Annotated in this window: 22 protein-coding genes; 10 read left to right on the forward strand and 12 right to left on the reverse strand. The window is 67.7% G+C overall.

The genetic code is table 11. The features are described from left to right. The first annotated feature begins 158 nt into the window (after window positions 1–158). Complete coding sequence (locus H0X91_RS27425; RefSeq protein ID WP_006485489.1) at window positions 159–593, forward strand: GNAT family N-acetyltransferase; 435 nt, start codon at window positions 159–161, stop codon at window positions 591–593. A 61-nt stretch (window positions 594–654) separates the two neighbouring features. Here the strand turns inward: H0X91_RS27425 and H0X91_RS27430 are convergent, their stop codons facing one another. After that, window positions 655–1,551, reverse strand: a complete 897-nt coding sequence (locus tag H0X91_RS27430) for a LysR family transcriptional regulator (protein ID WP_006485476.1) — start codon at window positions 1,549–1,551, stop codon at window positions 655–657. A gap of 138 nt (window positions 1,552–1,689) precedes the next feature. Here H0X91_RS27430 and tam point away from each other — a divergent pair, with 138 nt between their 5' ends. Further along, window positions 1,690–2,475: a trans-aconitate 2-methyltransferase gene (tam, locus tag H0X91_RS27435; protein WP_006495838.1), complete on the forward strand. Its 786-nt coding sequence runs from the start codon at window positions 1,690–1,692 to the stop codon at window positions 2,473–2,475. 30 nt (window positions 2,476–2,505) lie between these two features. On the opposite strand, the gene H0X91_RS27440 is transcribed toward tam, so the two are convergent. Beyond that, window positions 2,506–3,096: a GNAT family N-acetyltransferase gene (locus H0X91_RS27440; protein ID WP_196433523.1), complete on the reverse strand. Its 591-nt coding sequence runs from the start codon at window positions 3,094–3,096 to the stop codon at window positions 2,506–2,508. A 745-nt stretch (window positions 3,097–3,841) separates the two neighbouring features. Between H0X91_RS27440 and H0X91_RS27445 the strand changes: the two genes are divergently transcribed. Further along, window positions 3,842–5,005: a porin gene (locus H0X91_RS27445; RefSeq protein WP_062910107.1), complete on the forward strand. Its 1,164-nt coding sequence runs from the start codon at window positions 3,842–3,844 to the stop codon at window positions 5,003–5,005. Between the two features lie 69 nt (window positions 5,006–5,074). On the opposite strand, the gene H0X91_RS27450 is transcribed toward H0X91_RS27445, so the two are convergent. The 4 genes from H0X91_RS27450 to H0X91_RS27465 all read right to left on the reverse strand — a co-directional run bounded on the left by H0X91_RS27450 (window position 5,075) and on the right by H0X91_RS27465 (window position 9,515). Continuing rightward, window positions 5,075–7,522: a phosphocholine-specific phospholipase C gene (locus H0X91_RS27450; RefSeq protein ID WP_062910106.1), complete on the reverse strand. Its 2,448-nt coding sequence runs from the start codon at window positions 7,520–7,522 to the stop codon at window positions 5,075–5,077. Window positions 7,523–7,563: 41 nt separating this feature from the next. Further along, window positions 7,564–7,701, reverse strand: a complete 138-nt coding sequence (locus tag H0X91_RS35045) for a hypothetical protein (RefSeq protein ID WP_230391024.1) — start codon at window positions 7,699–7,701, stop codon at window positions 7,564–7,566. 168 nt (window positions 7,702–7,869) lie between these two features. After that, entirely contained in the window at window positions 7,870–8,547 is a 678-nt protein-coding gene (locus H0X91_RS27460; RefSeq protein WP_196433524.1) for an HAD family hydrolase, read from the reverse strand. A 23-nt stretch (window positions 8,548–8,570) separates the two neighbouring features. After that, a complete protein-coding gene (locus H0X91_RS27465) occupies window positions 8,571–9,515 on the reverse strand; it encodes a choline ABC transporter substrate-binding protein (RefSeq protein ID WP_052106028.1) in 945 nt (314 codons plus the stop codon). 264 nt (window positions 9,516–9,779) lie between these two features. Between H0X91_RS27465 and H0X91_RS27470 the strand changes: the two genes are divergently transcribed. The 3 genes from H0X91_RS27470 to H0X91_RS27480 all read left to right on the forward strand — a co-directional run bounded on the left by H0X91_RS27470 (window position 9,780) and on the right by H0X91_RS27480 (window position 11,756). Beyond that, entirely contained in the window at window positions 9,780–10,460 is a 681-nt protein-coding gene (locus tag H0X91_RS27470; RefSeq protein WP_058902668.1) for an MgtC/SapB family protein, read from the forward strand. Window positions 10,461–10,504: 44 nt separating this feature from the next. Continuing rightward, a complete protein-coding gene (locus tag H0X91_RS27475) occupies window positions 10,505–11,272 on the forward strand; it encodes a DeoR/GlpR family DNA-binding transcription regulator (protein WP_006482225.1) in 768 nt (255 codons plus the stop codon). Between the two features lie 160 nt (window positions 11,273–11,432). Then, window positions 11,433–11,756, forward strand: a complete 324-nt coding sequence (locus H0X91_RS27480) for a winged helix-turn-helix domain-containing protein (protein ID WP_006495828.1) — start codon at window positions 11,433–11,435, stop codon at window positions 11,754–11,756. Between the two features lie 30 nt (window positions 11,757–11,786). Here the strand turns inward: H0X91_RS27480 and H0X91_RS27485 are convergent, their stop codons facing one another. From H0X91_RS27485 to H0X91_RS27505, 5 genes are all read right to left on the reverse strand, one after another. Further along, complete coding sequence (locus H0X91_RS27485) at window positions 11,787–13,136, reverse strand: DUF2325 domain-containing protein (RefSeq protein ID WP_062910104.1); 1,350 nt, start codon at window positions 13,134–13,136, stop codon at window positions 11,787–11,789. 119 nt (window positions 13,137–13,255) lie between these two features. Further along, the gene (locus H0X91_RS27490) at window positions 13,256–13,804 is read right to left on the reverse strand and encodes a hypothetical protein (RefSeq protein WP_196433526.1); all 549 of its coding nucleotides are present in this window, start codon (window positions 13,802–13,804) and stop codon (window positions 13,256–13,258) included. 119 nt (window positions 13,805–13,923) lie between these two features. After that, on the reverse strand, window positions 13,924–15,405 hold the full coding sequence (locus H0X91_RS27495; RefSeq protein ID WP_062911380.1) for an aldehyde dehydrogenase family protein: 1,482 nt from the start codon (window positions 15,403–15,405) through the stop codon (window positions 13,924–13,926). Window positions 15,406–15,427: 22 nt separating this feature from the next. Further along, window positions 15,428–16,378 carry an agmatinase gene (gene speB / locus H0X91_RS27500; protein WP_006495824.1) on the reverse strand — a complete coding sequence of 317 codons (951 nt, stop codon included), beginning with the start codon at window positions 16,376–16,378 and terminating at the stop codon, window positions 15,428–15,430. Between the two features lie 154 nt (window positions 16,379–16,532). Beyond that, on the reverse strand, window positions 16,533–17,417 hold the full coding sequence (locus tag H0X91_RS27505) for a helix-turn-helix transcriptional regulator (protein WP_034202856.1): 885 nt from the start codon (window positions 17,415–17,417) through the stop codon (window positions 16,533–16,535). Window positions 17,418–17,622: 205 nt separating this feature from the next. Between H0X91_RS27505 and H0X91_RS27510 the strand changes: the two genes are divergently transcribed. From H0X91_RS27510 to H0X91_RS27525, 4 genes are all read left to right on the forward strand, one after another. Then, window positions 17,623–17,967 carry a cupin domain-containing protein gene (locus H0X91_RS27510; RefSeq protein WP_006484551.1) on the forward strand — a complete coding sequence of 115 codons (345 nt, stop codon included), beginning with the start codon at window positions 17,623–17,625 and terminating at the stop codon, window positions 17,965–17,967. Window positions 17,968–18,052: 85 nt separating this feature from the next. Continuing rightward, a complete protein-coding gene (locus H0X91_RS27515) occupies window positions 18,053–19,513 on the forward strand; it encodes an NAD(P)/FAD-dependent oxidoreductase (RefSeq protein ID WP_062910102.1) in 1,461 nt (486 codons plus the stop codon). An 87-nt stretch (window positions 19,514–19,600) separates the two neighbouring features. Continuing rightward, entirely contained in the window at window positions 19,601–20,791 is a 1,191-nt protein-coding gene (locus tag H0X91_RS27520) for an MFS transporter (RefSeq protein WP_059722277.1), read from the forward strand. A gap of 123 nt (window positions 20,792–20,914) precedes the next feature. Next, window positions 20,915–21,835 carry a LysR family transcriptional regulator gene (locus tag H0X91_RS27525; RefSeq protein WP_012493096.1) on the forward strand — a complete coding sequence of 307 codons (921 nt, stop codon included), beginning with the start codon at window positions 20,915–20,917 and terminating at the stop codon, window positions 21,833–21,835. Between the two features lie 15 nt (window positions 21,836–21,850). Here the strand turns inward: H0X91_RS27525 and H0X91_RS27530 are convergent, their stop codons facing one another. Continuing rightward, entirely contained in the window at window positions 21,851–22,681 is an 831-nt protein-coding gene (locus H0X91_RS27530) for a helix-turn-helix transcriptional regulator (protein ID WP_062910100.1), read from the reverse strand. Window positions 22,682–22,837 lie beyond the last annotated feature (156 nt).

Genomic DNA, 22,837 nt, shown 5'->3' on the forward strand with positions numbered 1-22,837 from the left:
TTCATCGCGGACGCGATACCGGCGTGGCGGGCGTGATCGTCGCGGCCCGACGGCGGCGTACGCGATGGCGTGAACGCGTGACGACGCGCTATAGTCGTGCGACGTCCGCCGCGGCTGCCGCACACCCGGCGATCCATTCACGCACGTGTTCGCCTCCGATGACACCGCATCCCGACGTTATCCTTCAACTGACCGACACCGGGCAACCGGCCGCCCGAGACTTCATCAGCCGCAAGCTCGGCGAATTCAACCATGCGATGACGGGGCGCGCCGATGCAGCCGCGCTCGACGTCTACGTAACCGATTCCGCGACCGGCGAGGTATTGGGCGGTCTCACCGGCCGGACGTCGCTCGGCCTGTTCTTCATCGACCTGTTCTATTTGCCCGAATCGCTGCGCGGCGGCGGCTTCGGCAGCCGGCTGTTGCGCGAGGCCGAAGCGGAGGCGAAGCGGCGCGGTTGCGCGCGTGCGGTGCTGTACACGATCTCGTTCCAGGCGCCCGACTTCTACCGGAAGCACGGTTACGAGACGTTCGGCGAAGTGCCGTGCGAGCCGGCAGGCGCGGCGCGCGTGTTTATGGTCAAGGTGCTTTGAGCGGCAACCGGTCGTTGCCTGACATCCCGTGACACGCGGGTCGTACCGCACCGCTCGCGGATCACCGCCCGGGCGCTGCCCGCTCGACGATCATGTCGTACAGCGCCCGCGCCGCGGGCGACAGTTGCGCGCTCCGGCGGGTGACGAGCACGAGCGTGCGCGACACCGACGGTTCGACGAGCTCGATCGTACGGATCATCGGATACGCGTTCTTCTGGATCGCGAGCTTCGGCACGACGGCCGCGCCGAGCCCTTCCGCGACGAGCCCGAGCGCCGTCGAGCTGCGCTGCACCTCGTAGAACGAATGCAGCGACACGCCGCTCGTCTTCAGCGCGCCTTCGAGCAGCCCGCGATTGCCGCTCACTTCGCCGGCGAAGATCAGTGGATGCGGCTGCAGCGCCGCCCAGCGGATGCGCCGCCGCTTCGCGAGCGGGTGATCGTCGCGGCACACGAGCACATAAGGATCATGTGTGAGCGGCACGCTGACGAGTTCCGGGTGCTGGTCGCCGGCGATGCTGATGCCGAATTCCGCTTCGCGCCGCAGCACGGCCTGCAGCACCGACGCCGACGCATGATCGAGAATCTTCACGCGATCGTGCGGCCGATGCCCGGAGAACGCGCGCAGGATGCGCGGCAGGTACTGCACGCCGACCGTCGGCACGCATGCGATCGTGACGTCGCCGCGCTGGCTCAGGCCGGTCTCGCGGATTTCGGTCAACGCGTCGGACAGCTCGTTCAGCAGCCGGCGGGCCTGCGGCAGGAAACGCCGGCCGATCTCGGTCAGCGTGGTGCGGCGCGTCGTGCGCTCGACCAGTGCGACGCCGAGATACGATTCGAGCTTGCGCAGCCGCTGCGTGATCGCCGTTTGCGTGACGTGCAGCGTATCGGCTGCCTGCCTGAAGCTGCCGCCGTCGGCGATCGCGACGAAAGCCTGGACACCGAGCGTATCGATCTTCATCAGAATTTTGAATCAATCACGATATTAAATTCATTTTACTGAAGGTCGGCGGCAGTCGCAGAATGCGCTGAATCGATGGCCCGTTGCATCGCCGTGCGCGATGCAACGCGGCCGCTCATGCCGACCAGGAGATCCATCGTGACGACCCCGCTCGATCAATACGCGACCCAGTACGTGCAGTTCGAGGACGAACGGACGCGGCCGGTGCGCGACCTGCTGGCCGCCGTGCCGAAGACGCCGATCCATACCGCGATCGATATCGGCTGCGGGCCGGGCAATTCGACGGAAGCGCTGATCGCGCGCGCACCGGACGCGACGATCCACGGGATCGACGCGTCGGCGGACATGATCGCGGCTGCGCGCAAGCGCCTGCCGGCACTGCGTTTCGACCTTGCCGATGTCGCCGCCTGGGACGATCCGGGCGGCTATGACCTGATCCTGTCGAATGCGGTGCTGCAATGGGTGCCGGCGCACGACACGCTGTTCCCGATGCTCGTCGGCCGCCTCGCGCCGGGCGGCCATCTCGCGGTGCAGATGCCCGACAACCTCGATGAACCGGCGCACCGGCTGATGCGCGAAGTCGCCGCGGACGGGCCGTGGGCCGACAAGCTGAAAGGGGCGGCGCGCACCGAGCGGTTCGACGCACGCTACTATCATGCGCTGCTCGCGCCGCTGTGTTCGCGCGTGGACGTATGGCGCACGACCTATTACCACCCGCTGCGCGGCGGCGCGGATGCGGTCGTCGAATGGTTCAAGGGCAGCGCGCTGCGGCCGTTCCTCGCGGCGCTCGACGCGCCCGAACAGCGCGCGTTCGTCGCACGCTATCGCGATGCGCTGGCCGGGCCGGACGGCTATCCGGCGCAGGACGACGGCACGGTGCTGTTGCCGTTTCCGCGCCTGTTCATCGTGGCGACGCGGAAGTAGCGCGGTATCGACGCGACGGCCGGCCGTGCCTCAGCGCACCGCCGGCACCGATGCCGGGTCGACCGTGCGGCTTCGCGCGGTCTGCCCGTCGCGCAGGTCCTTGTACCAGAACAACGCGACTTCCCCGGCGTTCTCGCCATCGGCGTACAGGAAGCGGTCGTGGCCGCCGAGCGCGAAGCCCGCGCGTGCATAGGTCGAGCAGGCCGCGACGTTGTTCGCCTGCGTTTCGAGCCGCATGAAGGCGAACCCGTGGCCGCGCGCCCACGCTTCGGCGGCTGCCAGCAGGAACTGCCCGATTCCCTGGCGCCGGTACTGGCGGTCGACGGCCAGCTCCGCGATCTCGGCCATGCCGTTCCAGCTTTCCTCGATCGCGACGAAGCCGGCGAGCCGTTCGCCGGCCGTCGCGCGAAACAGCGCCGTGCGGCCCGACGCGCCGCTCGCCCAGCCGGCCGGATCGAAGCCGTAGTCCTTGCGTCGCACCGGCAGCGCGCGAAGATCGAGCAAGTCCTGATACGGCGCGTTCAATTCCCACGCGATGTCGAACGAGAAATCGCATCCGTCCAGTTCGTCGGCGGCAAGCGCGAGCGCCGGTTCGATGCTGATGTGTTCGGCTCGGTCCATATGTCGGTGTCCTGTCTTCGCGGGATGGCGTGGTGTAGTCCGTGATGCGATCGTCGTCACCATGACGGGCGGCGAATCGCATTCTCGTCGTTGCGTGGTTTTTTGCACCTGCACAATTCGTCGCGCGTGGAGCCGGCACAGACCGGCTGCGTGCGCGACGGTCGAATGCATGCGGCCGACGGATCGGGCGACACCGCATACGTTTGCGGCATTCGCGCGCGGGCCGCGGCGCTCGTTCGACCGCCTGATTATGCGGGAATTCGGCGCCGGCCAGCTGCGTCGCGATGCGATGACGCCTGACGTGCATCGCGGCTTCGCGCCGGGCTCGTCGCCGCTTGCCTGTGGATGAATGACGACAGGAACCCGAATAATTGTTTACCGTTCGGTGACAACTCGTTATATTCCGAAAAATATATCGAAGGTCGTGATGCCGTCAGGCGTCACGCCGTCCATCTGCTCCACGACAGCCGGAAGCGCGTCTGACCTGCATCGCCGGAGCAATGCGCCGGCACGCATGCGCCACCGATGCGCACGCGTGCCGACGCCGCAACACGAGCGGCCGCCCTGCGGCATGCCGCTTCCGCAAGCCCACACCGGCATCGAAACGGAACATCGTGCACGCGCATGAGGCACGCCCGCGTCTGCCGGTGCGGGCTGGCGTTCGTCCGTCGTACGGTTTCTCGTCAACACGCCGCGCGTCCTGCCGCGACGCAGGCGCGCGCGTCCACAACAAAAAGGAAGCAACATGAAGAAGACCATCGTGGCCGCGGCCGCACTCGGGATGTTCGGCACGGCCGCGCACGCGCAAAGCAGCGTCACGCTCTACGGGTTGATCGATGCGGGCATCACGTATTCGAACAAGGTCGCGACGACGGGCGGGCACGGCAAGCTCGTCAAGTACGGCGATGGCGTCGCGTCGGGCAGCCGCTGGGGCATCCGCGGGAGCGAGGATCTCGGCGGCGGGCTGAAGGCGCTGTTCGTGCTGGAAAACGGCTTCAGCAGCGGCGACGGCTCGATCGGCCAGGGCGGGGCGCTGTTCGGCCGGCAGGCGTTCGTCGGGCTGTCGAAGAACGGCATCGGTTCGCTGACGTTCGGCCGTCAATACTCGTTCTCGACCGACTATATCGGCGCGAACTACACGATGGGCAGCCAGACGCCGGCCGGCAACTACGCGTATCACATCAACGATCTCGACCAGCTGACGTCGAGCCGCATCAACAACGCGGTGAAGTTCCAGAGCGCGAACTTCGCGGGCGTCACGTTCGGCGCGATGTACGGGTTCTCGAACTCGACGCAGTTCGCGGGCACGCCCACCACGACCGGCACGAACGGCGCGCAGGGTGCGTCGAGCGCGTACAGCTTCGGTGCGAACTACGCGCAAGGGCCGTTCGGCATCGGCGCCGCGTACACGAACATCCGCTTCCCGAACGGCGCGACGCCGGCGTTCGGCGTGAGCATCGCGAACATCAACACGTTCGGGTTGCGCGACCTCGAGACGGTCGGCGTCGGCGCGCGTTATGCGATCGCGGCGGGCCTCGTGTGGGCGAACTGGACGCATACGAAGTTCACGCCGCTGTCGGGCGAATCGTCGAAGCTGAACCACTACGAAATCGGCGGCCGCTATGCGTTCTCGCCGGCGTTGAGCGGCGGTCTCGGCTATACGTTCTCGAAGCTCGACGGCCGCTACGACGGCATGTGGCACCAGGTCAACGCCGCGGTCGACTACGCGCTGTCGAAGCGTACCGACGTGTACGTGAGCGCGGCGTACCAGAAGGCGTCGGGCAGCAACACGATCAACGGCCGGGTCGTGCCGGTACAGGCTGAAATCGGCTCGTCGCCGTCGTTCGTCGGCAGCGCGGGCGCGAACACGCAGTTCGTCACGCGGATCGGCCTGCGTCACAAGTTCTGATCGACGCGTAGCCCGGGCAACCCGCCCGGCGGCGCGCATCGTGTTTGCGCGCCGCCGGGACGGGCGACGTCAGATAGTGATCGCGACGGGGCCGGCGAGCGGCGTGTAGCCGTCGTCGAACAGGAACCACGCATCGTATTGGCCCGATGCGAGCGCGCTGTTCGCAGTCGACGAGAACAGCAGCGAGCCGGTGCTCTTGGGCAGGTACGCCCACGACTTGTAGCCGCCCTTGGTCGGCTGCGCGCCGCGCGGATAGATGCCGACCCAGTTCTTCGGGCTGTGGCGCCACGGCGGCACGACGTAGTCGAATCGCAGCGTGCCATACGACGCGCCCTGCGACGACAGTGCCGCGACGAACTTGCCGTTCGTATTGCCGATCGCCGAATCCGTCAGCAACGTGCCCGATTGCGCCTGGACGCAGCCGGCGATGCGGCGCAGGAAGCCAGGGTCGTTCGCATCGCGGATGCTCGCGTCGTACCAGCCGGCGTCGCCGTACCACGTGACGGTCCGCGTCGCGCCGGCCGGCACGCTGACCGACTGCGCGCTGTTCATTCCGTACGCGTTGTCGACGAGCTGGAACGTCGTCGCGCTGGCGCCGGCGGCATTGTCCAGCGTGATTAGCACGTTGCCGTTCTGCACGTCGTAGCAGAGGCTGACTTCGGCCGTCGAACCCGCGCTCCCTGCTGCGCCGATGTTGCCGCGCAACGTCTGCAGGAAGCCGTTCGGGCCGTAGATCGAGTAGTCGTAGCCGCCGCCCGAATTCAGCGCGAGTGCGTCCGTGACGCACGTGCCCGTGCCGGCGCCGATCGTGTAGTGTCGCGGTATCGTGCTCGTGCCGTCGACCCACGCCTGCAGATGCACGGTGGCCGCGCCGGTATTCGTCATCGTCAGCCCGAGCGTCTTGCCCGCGCGGTTGACCTTGCCCTGGACGAAGAACTCGTACGGCAGCCGGCACGCGGGAGTGCGGCCGGCCGTTTGTGCCGGCACCGCGGTGGTGGTGGCAGGGGGAATCAGGACCGTCGAGCCGTTCGGGTCCATGTTGCTGGTCGCGGCCGGGATCGCGGGAATCGTCTGGTCCGGATTCGCGAAATCGAATGCCGAAGTGAGATCGCCGCACACGGCACGCCGCCACGGTGTGATGTTGGTTTCCTGCAGCCCGAAGCGCGCTTCGAGGAAGCGGATCACCGACGTATGGTCGAACACCTGAGAGTTGACCTTGCCGCCTTTCGACCACGGCGAGATCACGAACATCGGCACGCGCGGGCCGAGCCCGATCGGCGTGTCGCCGCTCGCCGAGCCGTCCGATGCGGCGCCGCCGCTCGCGACGAATTCAGCGGCGGTCGAGACCGTCGAGCGGCCGGTGCCGGCGGCGGCGCTCGCCGGAACGGCCGGCGGCACGTGATCGAACAGGCCGTCGTTCTCGTCGTACATCACGAGCAGCACGGTGCTGGCCCACACGGCCGGATTCGACGTCAGCGCATCGAGCACGTTGCTCACGTACCATTCGCCGCCGCTCGCGGCCCACGACGGATGCTCGCAATAGGCGTAAGGCGCGGCGATCCACGACACCTGCGGCAGCGTGCCGTTCGCGACGTCGGCCCGCAGCTGGCTGAAGAGATTCGTGTCGTATTCCTTGCCGCCGCCGGTCGGATCGATCTGCGTGCCGTTGAGCGCCGGCGCGAGCGGATCGTTGGCGCCGAGGTTCTGGTACTGCCGGAAGTTCAGGATGACGTTGTCGCCGTAGTTGCCGTTCCACCAGAGATCGCGCTTCGAGCCGTTGTATTCGCCGTAGCCGTGACCGGCATCGAGCCCGTTGCCCTTGTCCTGGTAGAACTTCCACGTGACGCCGGCCGTGTTCAGGCGTTCCGGCATCGTGGTCCAGCCGGTGCCGGTCATCGTGTTGTTCGTGTAGGGCGAATAGCCGGCGACGTTGCCGCAGCAGCCGGTCCACAGATACAGGCGGTTCGGGTCCGTCGGGCCGAGCATCGAGCAGTGGTACGCGTCGCACACGGTGAAGGCGCTCGCCAGCGCGTGATAGAACGGGATGTCGTTCTGCGTGAAGTAGTACATCGTGCCGCTGGTTTTGGCGCCGACCCAGTTGTCGTAGCGGCCGTTGTTCCATGCGCTGTGCGTGCCATTCCAGCTGTGATCGAGATCGCCATAGTACGTGTCGCCGTTCGCGACGCCGGAAACGGGCGGCGACGGGTTGAACGGAAACACGTAGGACAACGGCGCCGGCTGGCGCCACACCGGGTAGCCGCTGGAAATCACGACCGGCCGCGGATCGCCGAAGCCGCGTGCGCCGCGCAGCGTGCCGAGATAGTGGTCGAACGACCGGTTTTCCTGCATCAGGATGACGACGTGCTTGACGTCCTGCAGGGTGCCGGTGACGCTCGCCGCCGGAATCGACTGCGCGCGCAGGATGCTTTCGGGCAGCATGCCGGTCACCGCGGTGGCGCCAGCGAGTTTCAGCGCGTCGGCAAGGAACCGACGTCGTGTCGTGGGTGTGTTTTGCATGATCGCTCTCTGTCGTGGGTGACGGATGGGGCGTGCGTCGGTCAGTGGCACACGGTCGCGCAATGCACGACCGGCGCGGACGTCGATGCCGGCGCCGATGCCCGCGCGGCGGCGATGTTGCCGGCCGGGCTCGAGTCGCCGTCGCCGCAACCGGCCAGCGTGCACAGGAGCGCGATCATGAAAACGCCGCGCCAGTGCGGAATACGGCTTGCCGCAGGGCGAGGCGGGACGGTTCGTGGATGACCCTGATCGAGTCGGATTCCTGAATGATTGGAATGAATGATGCGTATTCCGTATTTCATTTCCCCTCCAGACATGAAAATGGACAGCAGAGCATATCGCCCGAATCAGAACAACTTCATGACAGGCCAGCCGCGCGTGCCGGCCACCCCGGAAAGCTTCGCGTCGGGATTGGTCGCGACCGGATGCGTGACGTAGTCGAGCAGCGGCACGTCGTTGATCGAATCGCTGTAGAAGTAGGTCCGTTCGAAATCGGAAGCCGCGTAGCCGAGCGAGGCCAGCCACGCGGCCGTGCGCACGATCTTGCCTTCGCGGAAACTCGGCACGCCGATGCTGCGCCCGGTGAACCGCCCGGCCGGCGTGCCGTCGTCGGTGTCGAGCTCGATGCCGAGCAGATGCTCGATCCCGAACTCGGCCGCGATCGGTCGCGTGACGAAGACGTTGGTGGCCGTCACGATACAGCAGAGGTCGCCGTTCTCGCGATGCCGGTCGACCAGCGCGCGCGCCTGCGGCGTGATGGCCGGCCGGATCACTTCGTCCATGAACTGTGCATGCCAGCGTTCGAGCTGCTCGCGCGGGTAGCGCGCAAGCGGCGCGAGCGTCACGGCGAGATACGCGTCCATGTCGAGCGTGCCGGCCGCATAGTGGCCGTAGTACTCGTCGATCAGCGCCGTGTGCGCGTCGTCCTCCTGCCCGACCCGCGTGATGAAGCGGCTCCAGGCCTGGTCGCTGTCGAGCGGCAGCAGCGTGTGATCGAGGTCGAACAGCGCGAGATTCTTGTGCATGAGTGGTTCCTTGTATCGCGTCGTCACGCGCCGATGAGTTTGTCGATCGCGTCCTTCGCGTTCTTCCCGTCGATGGTCGTGACGCCGTCGAGCCACTTCGACAGCACGCCGGGGTTCTTCTTCGCCCATTCCTTCGCGACCGCGATCGGGTCGGCGTGATTCATGATCGGCGCCATCAGCTGGTTCTCCTCGTCGGTCGTGAATGTCAGGTTGGTCAGCAGCCGGCCGACGTTCGGGCAGCGTTCGAGATAGCCGGGCGAGACCAGCGTATAGACCTTCGCGGAGCCGTAGTTCGGGCCGAACACGGTGTCGCCGCCGTCGAGATACGCGATCTTGTATTGGAGGTTCATCGGATGCGGCTCCCACGCGAGGAACACGATCATCCGGTGCTCCTGCACCGCGCGCGTCACCTGCACGAGCATCCCGGCTTCGCTCGATTCGACCAGCTTGAAGCCGCCCAGCCCGAACTCGTTCTTGTCGATCATTCGCTGGATCAGCGCGTTGCCGTTGTTGCCGGCGCCGATCCCGTAGATCTTGCCGTCGAGCTGGTCGCGAAACCGGGCGATGTCGGCAAAGCGCTTGAGGCCCTTGTCCGACGCGTATTGCGGCACGGCCAGCGTGTAGCGCGCGCCGACCAGGTTCGGCTGCGGCAGCAGGTGAACGGCGCCGGCGTCGACGAACGGTTTCACCGTCGGCGTCATGCTCGGATCCCAGTAGCCGAGGAAGGCATCGATCTGCGCCTTCTTCACGCCGGCCAGCACGATCGGCGGCGACGCGATCGTCTTGGTGGCCTCGTAGCCGAGCCCGTCCAGCAGCATCATCGCGACGCCGGTGGTGGCCGCGATGTCGCTCCAGCCGACGTCGCCGAGCGTCACCTTCCTGCACACGTCGCCTTCCGAAGCGTGAGCGGGGGCCGTTGCCAGCGCCGTCAGCAACGTTGCAGCCAGCATCCATGCCTTCTTCATCATGTCGGTCTCCTAAGCAGTGTTCCGGATCGTGTTACCTGATTGGTCTGACGATTGATCGTGTGGATCGGATGAAACAAACAAACTTGGGTCTGGCTTTGTCGTTTTGCGTACCGTATATTAGAACGCACAAAATCGCAAGATCGCACAAAAATACAAATCGTCGGGTGGCCCGTGCGACGTGGGCGGGACGAGGGCAGGGAAAGTCGGGGCGGCCCGTACGGGTTGCGCGTCATCGAGTGGAACCGCAGGACAAGGAGACTTCGCATGATCAGTCAGCTGGAAATCATTGCCCGCCTGTTGCTGGCGGCCTTGCTCGGCAGCCTCGTCGGCATCGAGCGCGAACGGCTGTCGTGGGCGGCCGGGTTGCGCACGCACATGCTGGTGGCCGTGGGGGCCGCGCTCGTGATGGTCGTGTCGGCGTTCGGTTTCGCCGATATCCAGAACGCGAAGAACGTGTCGCTGGATCCGTCGCGCGTCGCCGCGCAGGTCGTGTCGGGCATCGGCTTTCTGGGCGCGGGGTCGATCATGCTGCGCGGCGAGATCATCCGCGGGCTGACGACCGCCGCGAGCCTGTGGGTCGTCGCGGCGGTCGGGCTCGCCGTGGGCGGCGGGATGTACGTGGCCGCGATCGCCGCGACCGCGATCGTGCTGGCGATCCTGGCCGGGCTGAAGCCGATCGAGAAGCGCTTCTTCGCGACGCGGCAGCGCTGGGGCGTGCGCATTCTCGCGAGCCGCGGCGCGGTGAAGCTCACGTCGCTGCAGGCGATGCCCGGCATCGACCAGGCACGGATCGTCCGGTTCATCATCGAGCAGGACGACGCGACGCCCGACGACGATCGCATCCATGTGGTGTTTTCGAAGATGACGAGCAGCGAGTTCCAGGTGGCGCGTCAATCCCTGCAGACCCTCGCCGGCATCAAAAAGTTGGAGGAAAGCGCTGGGTAGACGGTCATTCGAATAATATTGACGAACATTTCCGAGGACATTTCATGTGGCAAGAAGAGCGATACCAGAGGATTCGGCTTCTGTTATCGAAGATGCAGCGCGTTTCCACCGACCGGATCATGGCCGAGCTGAACGTGTCGCGCGAAACCGTGCGCCGCGATCTGGTCGACCTCGAGGCGCTCGGTGAACTGAAGCGCGTGCACGGCGGCGCGGTGCAGGTCGGCGACGAAGCGCCGATCGCCGAGCGTGCGCAGACGCATGTGAAGGCGAAGCTGGCGATCGCCCGCGCGGCCGCCCGGCTGGTGTCGGGCTCGCAGACGCTGTTCATCGACGCGGGCACGACCACGACGCTGCTGGCCGAGGAACTGGCGAAGCTGTCGGGCCTCACGATCGTCACGAATTCGATCGACGTCGCGCTGAAGATGCGCTCGGGCGACCCGGCGCAGGCGAAGAACGAAACGATCCTGCTCGGCGGGATGATCGGCAGCCGCGCGGCGGCGACGGTCGGCGACGGCACGGTCGCCGAAATCTTCCGCTATCGTGCCGATCTCGCATTGCTGTCGCCGGTCGGCGTCGACCACGTGCGCGGCGCGACGAACTACGACCGGATGGAAACCGAAGTGGCGCGCGCGATGGTCAGCAACGCGGCGGAAGTCGCGATCCTCGCCGATTTCAGCAAGCTCGGCACGAACAGCCGGATCGGCTTCTGCGAACCGGCGCGGATCGGCACGCTGGTCACCGACCAGAAAGCGGAGTCGGTCGACAGCTACAAGAACATCCGGAAGGTCATCAAGAACATCGTGCTGTCCTAGGCGGCTGGCGGGCATCGTCGCGCGCGTGCCCGAGGGCCGAACCAGGCAGGTGGGCGGCCGGCATTCGCCGTGCCGGCCATCGTGTATGCTTGCCCGCATCGATCTAACGGCGGACAACATGAAGACTTCGGCACACCCCAAGCCTGAGGTGCGGTTCAGGATGCGTATCCAGCAGGCCGACACGATCGCGCTCGGCCCGGGCAAGGTCGCGCTGCTCGAAGCGGTGCGCGAGCACGGCTCGATTTCGGCGGCGGCGCGCAGCCTGAACATGTCGTACCGGCGTGCGTGGCTGCTGATGGACGAGCTGAACCGTTCGCTGAAATCGCCGGCGACGGTGTCCGAGCATGGCGGGCAGAGCGGCGGCGGCAGCGTGCTGACGCCGGTCGGCGAGGAAATCATCCGTCTTTATCGCGGGATCGAGGCGCGCGCGTACGCGGCTTGCGCGGACGAGATCGCTGCGCTCACGAAAATGGTGCGGCGCTGAAGGGTGCGTCGCGCCGACGTGCGCGCCGGCCTACCCGTGCCGCAGGCAGAAGCGTGACGACGTATCGCTCGCGGCGGCATTCGGCATAATGACGTCGCGCTCCTGCGCATCGAGCCGCCCGATCAATTCGACGAAGCTCGCCACGCTGGCGGTCCGCAGCGGGTAGTACGCGATGTGATGCCGCTCGCAGGTGCGCTTGAGCAGGTTCATCGAATCGTGGTCGATGCAGTCGACCGGAAACACGACCATCCGCGCGCCTGGCAGCGCCGCGGCCAGCAAGCCCTTGCGATCCTCGATGCCGCCGTCGTGCAGCGTCACTTCGCCGCCCGCCGTTTCGACGATCCGCCGGATCGCGCGGTTCGAGCCGGGCCGTCCGCCGACATAGACGACGCGCGTGCCCCGCAGTATCGACGGCGAATGCGCCGCGTGCTCGACCGGGTCGTCCGTCGACGCCTGCACCGCCTGTTCGAGCGCGCTTGCTTCGGCGCGCAGCGTCTTGACCATCGCCATCAGGTCGTCGAGCCGCGCGCGCATTGCACGGGCGCTTGCCTGTTCCGCGGCGATCCGCTGCTCGGCCGCCTCGCGGCGGCTCGTGTGCAGCGCGAGCCGCTCGTCGCGCGCCGCCAGCGCTTCGCGCAACGCGTGTACTTCGTCGCGCAGCACGCTTTCGGCCGCAAGCGGTGGCGCGTGCCGGTGTGCGTGGAGCGCATCCCGCTCCTGCAGCGCCACGTCGCGCTGCGTGCTCATTTCGTGCAGGCGTGCCTGCTGTCGTTCGAGCTTCGCGTGCAGTTCCGCGTTCTCCCGTTCGAGCGCGACCAGCCGCCGGATATCGGCGCGATTGGCCGCGCCGACCAGATGCGACAGCATGTGCACGTCGCCGAACGCGACCTGGCGCACGGCCATCGTCGCGCGCGGATGCGTCATCAGCGCCCAGTACGCCGGGGGAATGTCGCCGCTCGCGAGCGCGTCCTTCCAGCGCGCGACGAGTGCGTCCGCGTCCTTCGCGCCGTCGAATGCGCGGATCGCTCCGGCATAACGCTCGTCGAGCGCCTTGTGCAACGCCTTGGCGCCGGCCGTGCCGCCGATCGCGAGTTCGACGGCCGCGTGATGGATCTCCAGATCGGTCGCGCGCTGACGGTCGACATCGGCGAATTTCGGCACCAGCTTGCGCAGTTCGTGCGTGGTCAGGCACGTGCCGATGATCGAGCAGTGCAGGTTCGCGTCGAGTTCGGACAGACGCGCGCGGCGCGTCAGTTCGACCTGTTGCGCGCGGGACGGCGCGCAGCAGGCATCGATCCGCGTGCCGGCTGCCGCGGGCGAATGGCCGCCGGGCGACGAGAGGTCCGCCGTGCGGGCCAGGCGAAAGGGCGGAGCGTGCATGTTGACCTCGATCCGGCACGATCGGGCCGGAGACGGATGCGCGAAAGATGGCTCGAAATATACCACGGAATATAACGAGGCCGATGCCGGGGAAATACCGGGCAGCGGGGATCGAGCGGTCAGCAGAGCGCCGTTGAACGGTCGATCGACTGCGGCACGACGGCAGGCGCAGCGGGCGAAACGGGGGCCGATGCCGAGGCCGGCGCATGGCGCGCGATCACGGATTCGACGCACAACCCGACGAACAGCACGTCGACGCGTTCCAGCGCGATGACCGCGCGGCGCATCGCGGCCGGGTCGTTGCTGAACGCATCGGAAAACACGTCGTCGCGCCTGCGGTCGAGGCGGCGCGCGTGGCCGATCGCGCATTCGAGTTCGGAGAGCCGCGTGAAGCGGGCAGTGCGCGCTTCGTGTTCGAGCATCGACAGCAATTCTCGAAAGCTCATGGCCGACAGTGCGTCGTCCGGCATGGCTTCGGCGTGCGCGGCCGAGAACATCCGGATGAAACGTGCGACGCTGCCGCGCAGGCGGCGGAACGCATCGACGACATCGGTGACCTGCTGCGCCCGCGCGTCGCTCGACAGCGGCTTGAGCGCGCTGATCTTGTGCGCGAACGGCTGTTCCCGAGCGCTGTGCAGCGGGGTGCGATCCGTCGCCGTGCGGGTCATGATGGTGCTCCGGGTATGCAGGTCTCGATATATTCTACGGAATATATCGGATTCGCAAAAAAAGGCGATACCGTCGCCGCGCGACACGGTATCGCCCACGACCCGAACGGCCGCACCGGTCAGTCGATCGCGCGCATCGCGTGGCGCAGTTCCTGATAGCTGCGCAGCCCCGCGACGCCGAGTTCGCGCCCGATCCCGCTGAGCCCGAAGCCGCCCCAGCACACGTGCGGGTAAATCAGCTGCGGCGCATTGATCCACACGAGCCCCGCGCGCACGCGCCGCTGGAACCGCTGTGCGGCGGCCGCATCGCGCGTGACGACGGTCGCGACGAGCCCGTAGCGCGTATCGTTCGCGAGCGCGATCGCTTCGTCATCGGTGCGGAACGATTTCACGCACGCGACGGGGCCGAACACTTCGTCGGTCCATAGCGGGTTGTCCGCGGCCGGTTCGGCGATCACGACGGGCGCCATGAAGAAGCCGGCGCCGCCGGCGTCCGCGACGCGGCCGCTGAACGCGATGCGTGCGCCCGCATCGACGCCGTGTTCGAGCATCGCTGCGACTCGCGCGCGGTGCGCGGCCGAGATCAGCGGCCCCATCGCGACCTGGCCGGTGCCCGGCGGCGCGACGACGAGCGCGCGCACGGCCGTCTCGAACGCGGCCATGAAGCTGCGATAGAGGCTGTCGTGCACGAGGATGCGCGCGGTGGCCGAGCACATCTGGCCGGCGTTGGTGAACGCGCCCGCCACGGCGAGCGACACCGCGACATCGAGATCGGCATCGTCGCGCACGATCAGCGACGACTTACCGCCGAGCTCGAGCGTCACGCGCTTCATGTCGATGGCCGCGGCCTGCATCACCTTGCGGCCGGCCGCCGTGCTGCCCGTAAACGAAATCTTGTCGATCAGCGGATGCGCGGTCAGCGCCGCGCCGACCTCGGCGTCGCCGTTCACGACGTTGACGACGCCGGCCGGCACACCCGCTTCGATGACGATGTCGAGCAGCGCATGCTCGGTCGGCGACGTGAGCTCGGACGGCTTCAGCACGACCGCGCAGCCGGCCGCGAGCGCGGGCGCGAGCTTCCATGCGGTCGTGACCATCGGGAAATTCCACGGCATCACCAGCGCGGCGACGCCGACCGGATCGTGGAAGCGTTCGGCCGTGACGCCGTCGCTCGGCAACGCAACCGGTTCGGCCGCGAACAGCGCCGGGTCTTCGCACAGCTTCGCGTAGTACGCGAACGTCGCGACGACATCGCCGACATCCGCGTCGGCCTCGAACGGCGGCTTGCCGCTCACCTGCATCTGCAACGCGGCGAGACGCTCGCGCGCGGCGTCGACCCGCCCGGCGATCGCCGCGAGCACGCGGCCGCGCTCGGCGGGCGGCGTATCGCGCCAGCCGGCGAACGCGTCGCGCGCGGCGCGCACCGCGGCGTCGACGTGCGCGGGCGTCGCGAATTCCTGCCAGCCGATCGTATTGCCGGTCGATGCGTTGAAGACCGGCGCGCCGATCGTGTCGGAATGCGTGCGCACCGGCTGGCCGGCGATGCGCGCGGCGGGCAGCACGAACGGGTGCGTGGAACGGGAAAGTTCGGCGGTGGACATGACGGTCATCCTGTCGATCGGGTTAGCGGTAGGCGACGCCCGGCATCACGCAGAGCATTTCGAACGCGAGGTTCGCGCCGGTGAGCGCGGTGGTGCCGGCCGGATCGTACGGCGGCGATACTTCGACGAGGTCCGCGCCGACGATGTTCAGGCCCTTCATGCCTCGCACGATCTCCAGGCCCTGTTGCACGGTCAGGCCGCCGATTTCCGGCGTGCCGGTGCCCGGCGCGAACGACGGGTCGAGGCCGTCGATGTCGAAGCTCAGGTACACCGGCGTGTCGCCGACGCGTTCGCGCACCTGCGCCATCAGCGGCGCGAGCGACTTGTTCCAGCAGTCTTCCGCCTGCACGACGGTGAAACCCTGCTGCCGGCACCAGTCGAAATCGTCCGCGTGATAGCCGGTGCCGCGCAGGCCGATCTGCGTGACCTTGTCGCATTGCAGCAGGCCGTCTTCCACCGCGCGGCGGAACGGCGTGCCGTGCGCGATCTTCTCGCCGAACATCGTGTCGTTCACGTCCGCGTGCGCATCGACGTGCACGACCGCGACCTTGCCGTACTTCCGGTGCAATGCGCGTAGGATCGGCCACGCGATCGTGTGATCGCCGCCGAGCGTGATCGGCCGGCAGCCGTTCGCGACGATCGCGTCGTATGCCTCCTCGATGCGGCGCACCGAGTCCTTCAGGTCGTACGGGTTGGTCGCGACGTCGCCGATGTCGGCCACCTGCAGCGAATCGAACGGCGCGGCGCGCGTGGCCATGTTGTACGGGCGCAGCAGCACGGATTCGGTGCGGATCTGGCGCGGGCCGAAGCGCGCACCCGAGCGGTTCGACGTGCCGAGATCGAGCGGCACGCCGACGAAGCACGCGTCGAGGCCGTCGGTCGTCGTGGCCTGCGGCAGCCGCATCATCGTGGCGATGCCGCCAAAGCGCGGCATCTCGTTGCCGCCCATCGGTTGGTTCAGTTCGCGGGGCATGGGGCCGTCTCCTCTTTCTGGTGTCAAGCGATCGGCCGATGGTAGAGGAGAACGCACGCGCGAAGATCCTGAAGTCGCAACGTTTACATCGACCGGGCTCGATGCAAGTGGCGCCGCCGCATCGACGCGGCGCGACCGAACGCGGCGGGGCGGGTCAGCGCGGGATGGCCGGCGGTGCGTCGTCGTCGTGCGCTCCGGCGGCGGGAAGCGCGGCTGCCGCCGACCCCCATGCGGCGAGTTCGCGCTTGGTGCGCACGCCGAGCTTCGCGAAGGCACGCTTCACGTACGACTCGGCCGACGCGACGCGCACGCCCAGAATCGCGGCGGCTTCGGGCACGGTCTTGCCGGACAGCAGGTGCTTGCAGGTCTCGTATTCGCGTTTCGACAGCTTCACGTCGCCGGCCGCGAGCCGCGCGTCGAATTGCGCGAGCGGATGGACGTCGGGCGTCGGGTGCGCGATGCGCCGCGCGGCGGTGGTCGACGCATGCAGCTCGAGCAGCGGGAACAGCACGTCGCTGATGCTGCGGAAGCGGTTCATCTCGGCGAGCGTGAACGGCGGACGGTCGCGGCCGCGCTCCAGCGCGATCGAATGCTGCGAATAGCGCGTGCCGCGTGCGAGCACGCATTCGTGACCGATATGCACGTCGTCGTAGATCCGCTGGCGGAATTCGCCGGGCGGGATCGCCGCGATGTCGCGCACGACGAGCATCGTGCCGGTCTTGCCGCGCAGCCCCGCGAACAGCGGGTCGCTGTCGAGAAAGCGCTCGTAGTAGAGCGTCATCACGTCGGAGATTTCGGTGGCTTCGGTCCCGATGCCGCTGCTGCCGATCCATTCGCAGCGGTAGCCGGTGGGCATCGTGCCGTCGACGCGCGAGCGTTCGACGTGCGCGACGTCGAGCGGCACGACGTCGTTCAGCAGTTGCGTGAGGCGCGGCACGAAATGCGGCGTGCCGACCGTCTCGATCAGCTCGCCCAGCGCCTTGAACGACACGTTGAAATGGTCGTCGTCGCGGTGGAAGGGGTTCACGTTGAGCAGCATGCGGGTCCCTGGAACCGGCCCTTGAAGCGGCGCGATTGTAGCGATCCGCGCCCGAAAAGGTCATTAGGGGAATTACCGTACGGAGTCCTGCTGCCTCGCGTACCTCCGAAAACGCGGCTTGTCCCCCCCGAAGGGGGGCATACCGGGGCAGTGTAAATGAGTAACTTTGTCTCTGCTTTTTTCAATCGAGAGACGAAAGATTCAGATGACCAAACTGATCAAGGACATCCTGCCGCTGGGCGCAGGCGTGGGTGAATTCACGAAGCTCGACTTCGGGATGGACGAGAGCGACTGGCGCGCGGCCGAAGGCAAGAGCGGCAACTACATCGTCGGCTGGTGGGAGGGCAAGGCCGGCTCGGTGGAGTTTCCGGAAACGGCAGCCGACGAAGCGGTGTGGCTCGTCGAGGGCCGGATCGCGCTGACCGACGTCGAGGGCAATCGCAAGGAATTCACGCCGGGCCAGGGCTATCTGCTGCCGGCCGGTTTCGCGGGCCGCTGGGAGACGATCGAGGACGCGAAGAAGTTCTACGTGCTGCTCGAGCAGTCGTGATGTCGGAAACCGCCGCCGCGGCGTCGTCGTCCGTGTGACGCGAACCCGGCGGCGGTTTCGTTTTTCGCGTGTGATGGCTGGGATCATGGAAATGGAAGTCAACGAAGCAAAACGGACCGCGCCGGTCGACGCGCACGTGCTGCGCGGCGCGCCGGTCGCGCTGGGCGTCGAAGCGGCGCTCGCGAATACGAAACTGTTCCCGTACTGGCTCGACAACCCGGCCGCGCCGGCCGCCGAGCCGGCCCTCGTCGGCGACGTGACGGCCGACCTGCTGATCGTCGGCGGCGGCTTCACGGGGCTGTGGTCGGCCGTGCAGGCGAAAGAACAGATGCCGCACCTGAACGTGGTGCTGATCGAGGCCGGCAAGGTCGCGCACGGCGCATCGGGCCGCGCGGGCGGGATCATCTCGACGTCGGTGATGCACGGGCTGCCGAACGCGGTGCGCGTGTTCCCGAACGATATCGCGCAGCTCGAAGCGTTCGGACACCGCAACCTCGACGGTTTCGAGGAAACGCTGAAGCGTTACGACATCGATGCCGACATCGAGTGGAACGGCGAGATGACGGTCGCGGTCGATCCCGGACACCTCGTGCACTTGAAGGGCGACTACGACCTGCATCGCGAATACGGTCACGACGTCGTGCTGCTGAACCGCGACGAAACACTCGCGCAACTGAATTCGCCGCTGTTCGCGGGCGCGCTGTGGTCGCGCAACCGCAGCGGCATCGTGCATCCGGCGAAGCTCGCATGGGGGCTGAAGCGCGCGGCGCTGCAGCTCGGCGTGACGCTGTACGAGCACACGCCGCTCACGAGCGTGACCGACGAAGGCAGCACGGTGTTCGTGAAGACGCCGAAGGGCAGCGTGCGCGCGCCGCGCGTCGTGTTCGGCAGCGGCACCGCGAAGGTCGGGATTCCCGACATCAACCGGCGCGTGATGCAGGTGCGCGACCACGTGCTCGCGACCGAGCCGCTGACGGACGCGCAACTCGCGCGGATCGGCTGGAAGAATCGCCAGGGCGTGTACGACACGCGCACGCAGCTCAACTACTTCCGGCTGACGAAGAACAACAACATCATCTTCGGCGGCCTGGTCAGCTATCACTTCGACGGTGACCCGGAGCCGCATCAGGACGGCCGGCGCGAAACCTACTACCGGCTCGCGGAAGCGTTCTACCGCACGTTCCCGCAACTGAGCGACGTGCGCTTCTCGCACGCGTGGGGCGGCCCGATCGACTACTGCTCGCGCGGCTCGGTGTTCGCGAAGCGCTATCTCGGCGACAAGGCCGTGTTCGTCGCCGGCTATACGGGCTTCGGCGTCGCGGCGAGCCGGTTCGGCGCGTTCATGGGGCTGAACATCCTGTTCGACCGCGACAGCCCGGAGCGCAAGCTCGACATCGCGAACCAGAGCCCGAGCTACATCCCGCCGGAGCCGATGCGCTGGGTCGCCGCGAAGATCACGTTCCATGCGTTCGACGGCGCGGATGCCGAAGGCGGCTGGAAGCGTGCGTGGATCAGCGGCCTCAAGGCGATGGGCTTCCCGATGTAAGCGACACGGCGGCCCCGCGCGGGCCGCCGCCATGACACGCTCCCCCGAGGAGACGGTCCGCACGGCGGACACGGAGAGAGACACCCCATGAACGTTGTGAACCTGCAGGATGAAGCGCGGCAGGAAAGCGCGCTGTTCGTCGTCGTGATGCTGCTGCTCGGCATGCTCGGGCCGACGGTCTTTCTCGGTCTGCCCGCGATCGTCGGGCAGGTCGAGCGCCATTGGGGCTTCGGCGAAGCGGCGCTCGGGCTGTCGAGCTTCATCGAGGTGCTCGGCGAATCGACGGGCACGCTGCTCGTCGCGTTCGTGCTCGGCCGCCAGCCGGTGCGGCTCGTGCTCGCGGGCGCGGTGACGCTCGCGGCCGGCGCGAATCTCGGCACGCTCGCGACGCACGGGCTCGTCGCGTATTCGACGTTGCAGTTCGTCGCGGGCGTCGGGTCGGGCGGGCTGAACGGCATCGCGCTGCGCTACCTGTCGTATTCGCGCGCGCCGGAGCGCAATCTCGGGATCATGCTGATGGGGCAGGTGATGTGGAGCATGGTGCTGCTCGCCTATATCTTCCCGCTGCTGAGCGGCACGTGGGGCGCGTATGGGGTGTTCGGCTTCGTGGCCTGCGTGCTCGGCATGTTCGTGCTCGCGACGCCGCTGTTTCGCCGCGGCGAAACGATGGCCGCGCCGACGCCGGCCGGCGCCGTCGGCGGCATCGACCGCAAGGGCGCGATGCTCGTGCTGTGCGCGCAGCTCGCGCTGTACGGCGGCGTCGGCGTCGTGTGGACCTTCCTCGAGAAGATCGGTACCGATGCGGGCCTGAGCGGCCGGTCGGTCTCGCTCGTGCTCGGCGTCGCGAACGTCGCGAGCCTCGTGATCTGCGCGGCGATGCCGAAGCTCGGCGCCGGCGCGGGCCTGCGCCGCTGGACGCTGATGAATCTCGGCGGCTGCGCGGTCGCGGCGGTGCTGCTCGCGATGCCGGCGTCGGTCGCGACGTTCACGCTCGGCGCGATCGTGTTCATCGGCTGCTGGACCGGCGGCGCGCTGCTGATCTACGCGACGATTCCGCAGTACGACCTGATCGGCAAGTCGGCCGCGCTGTCGCCGGGCTGCGTCGCATTGGGCTATGGCGTCGGCTCGGTCGCGGGTGGCTCGCTGATCGAACGCGCGGGCACGCAGTCGGCGCTGTTCGCGGCGATCGTGCTGTGCGCGGTCGCGTTCCTCTGTTACGGGCGGCTGCGGCCGGCCGTGTTCGGCATGGCGCGCCCGCTCGCGGTGGCGCCCGAGTGACGGTTGCGACGCGCGCCGCTGCCGATGGCGGCGCGGGTCAGGTTCGGTTCATCGGCGAAGGCGGTCAGGCAGCGCACGATTCGCGCCATGCCGGCCGTGCGTACACGGGCAGCGGCTTCCAGCATGTTTTCGAATACCACCGATCTCGATCTCCGGCTCATCCGGGTCTTTCTGGCCGTCGTCGACGCACGCGGCATCACCGCCGCCGAGGCGTCGCTCGGCGTGCGGCAGTCGACCATCAGCACGCAGCTGTCGGCGCTCGAAGCGCGCGTCGGCTTCAAGCTGTGCGATCGCGGGCGCGGCGGCTTTCGCCTGACGTCGAAGGGCGAACGTTTCGCGGCCACCGCGCGCACGCTCGTCGCGGCGACGTCCGAATTCGTCGCGCGCGTGCGCGACATCGACCGCAAGCTGGTCGGCACGCTGTCGATCGGCTTGATCGGCCAGGCGCCGCTCGTCGAGAACGCGCGCGTGGCCGACGCGATCGGCGCGTTCCGCCAGCGCGACCAGGCCGTCACGTTCGCGATGAAGGTCGCGTCGCCGCAGGAGCTCGAGGAAAGCCTCGTCAACAACCAGCTCGATCTCGCGATCGGCTATTTCTGGCATCGCGTGCCGGGCCTGCTCTACACGCCGCTGTTCACCGAGCAGCAGGTGATCTACTGCGGGCGCGGGCATCCGCTGTTCCATGCGTCGCGGCCCGTGACGGCCGACGATCTGCAACTGCACGACTGGGTATGGCGCACCTATCCGGTGCCGGAGGAGCAGTATCCGCTGCCCGAGCGGCGCGTGACCGCGAGCGCGGACAGCATCGAGGCCGCGACGATCCTGATCCTGTCGGGCGGCCATCTCGGCTACCTGCCCGCGCATTACGCGGAGCCGTTCGAGCAGCGCGGGCTCGTGAAGGCGGTCGGCCGCGCGACGTTCAGCTTCGACGTGCCGCTGCATCTCGCGATGAAGCGCAGCACGAGCGACAAGCCGATCGTCGACGCGTTCTGCGAGGACCTGCTGCGAGCGTTCAACATCAAGGCGGCCGCGCTCGCCGCGTAGGTTCGCGCCCCGCGCTCAGCAGTCGACCAGCACCCAGTCGAACAGTTCGCGGCGCGTGCGCACGCCGAGCTTCGCGAACGCGCGCTTCACGTACGACTCGGCCGTCGACAGCTTCACGTCGAGCTGCTGCGCGGCCTCGGGCACCGAGCGCCCGCACAGCATCAGCCGGCAAATCTCATGCTCGCGGCGCGACAACTGGACGCGCTGCCGTTCGAGCCGCGCATCGAAGCTCGCCTGCGACGCGGCATTCACCGACACCGCCGCCACACGCCGCGCCGCACAGGTGCGCGCGTGCAGCTCGAACATCGGAAACAGCAGATCGACCATCTGCCGGAAGTGGAACAGCTCGTCCGTCGTGAACGCGGCCCGCTCGACCGTGCGCGCGAGGCCGAGCGCGTATTGCTGATGCGCATTGCCGTGCACGAGCAGGCATTCCTGAGCGATGCCCGGTTCGTCGAAGATGCGCCGGCGGAATTCGCCTTGCGCGATGCCGGCGACATGGCGCTGCACGAGCAGCGTCCCCGCCTTGCCGCGCAGCGGCGCGACCAGCGGGTCGGTCTGGCAGTAGTCCTGGTAATAGACGTCCATCACGCGCAGCGTATCGGCCGCGAAGCGCAGGCTGCCGCTGCCCAGCCATTCGACGACGAAGCCCGACGTGCTGGCCGGGTCCGCGCGCCAGCGTTCGAGATGCACGGCGTCGGCGTCGATGCTGTCGTTGACGAATTCAGTGACCGCGCCGACGAAATCCGGCGTGCCGACCGCGCGTAGCGTCGCGCCGAGCGTGTCGGGACGCACGCCGATCAGGTAGTGGCCGCGGGCGGCCGGGTCGGGCTGGAGAAGTCGCATGGTCGGGCGAGGCGGTCGGAGGGGACAGCGCGACGTTACGCGAACGCCGCGCACGCGTCAGCCGGGAATTCACCGGATCAACCGCGCGAATTTCGTGCGTTGTCCCCAAAACGACGACAAGACCGCGCGGCGGGCGGGCCGGAAATCGCAAAAGCC

Origin of the sequence: Burkholderia sp. 9777_1386, from assembly GCF_015712265.1 — a bacterium.
Classification (GTDB): domain Bacteria; phylum Pseudomonadota; class Gammaproteobacteria; order Burkholderiales; family Burkholderiaceae; genus Burkholderia; species Burkholderia cenocepacia.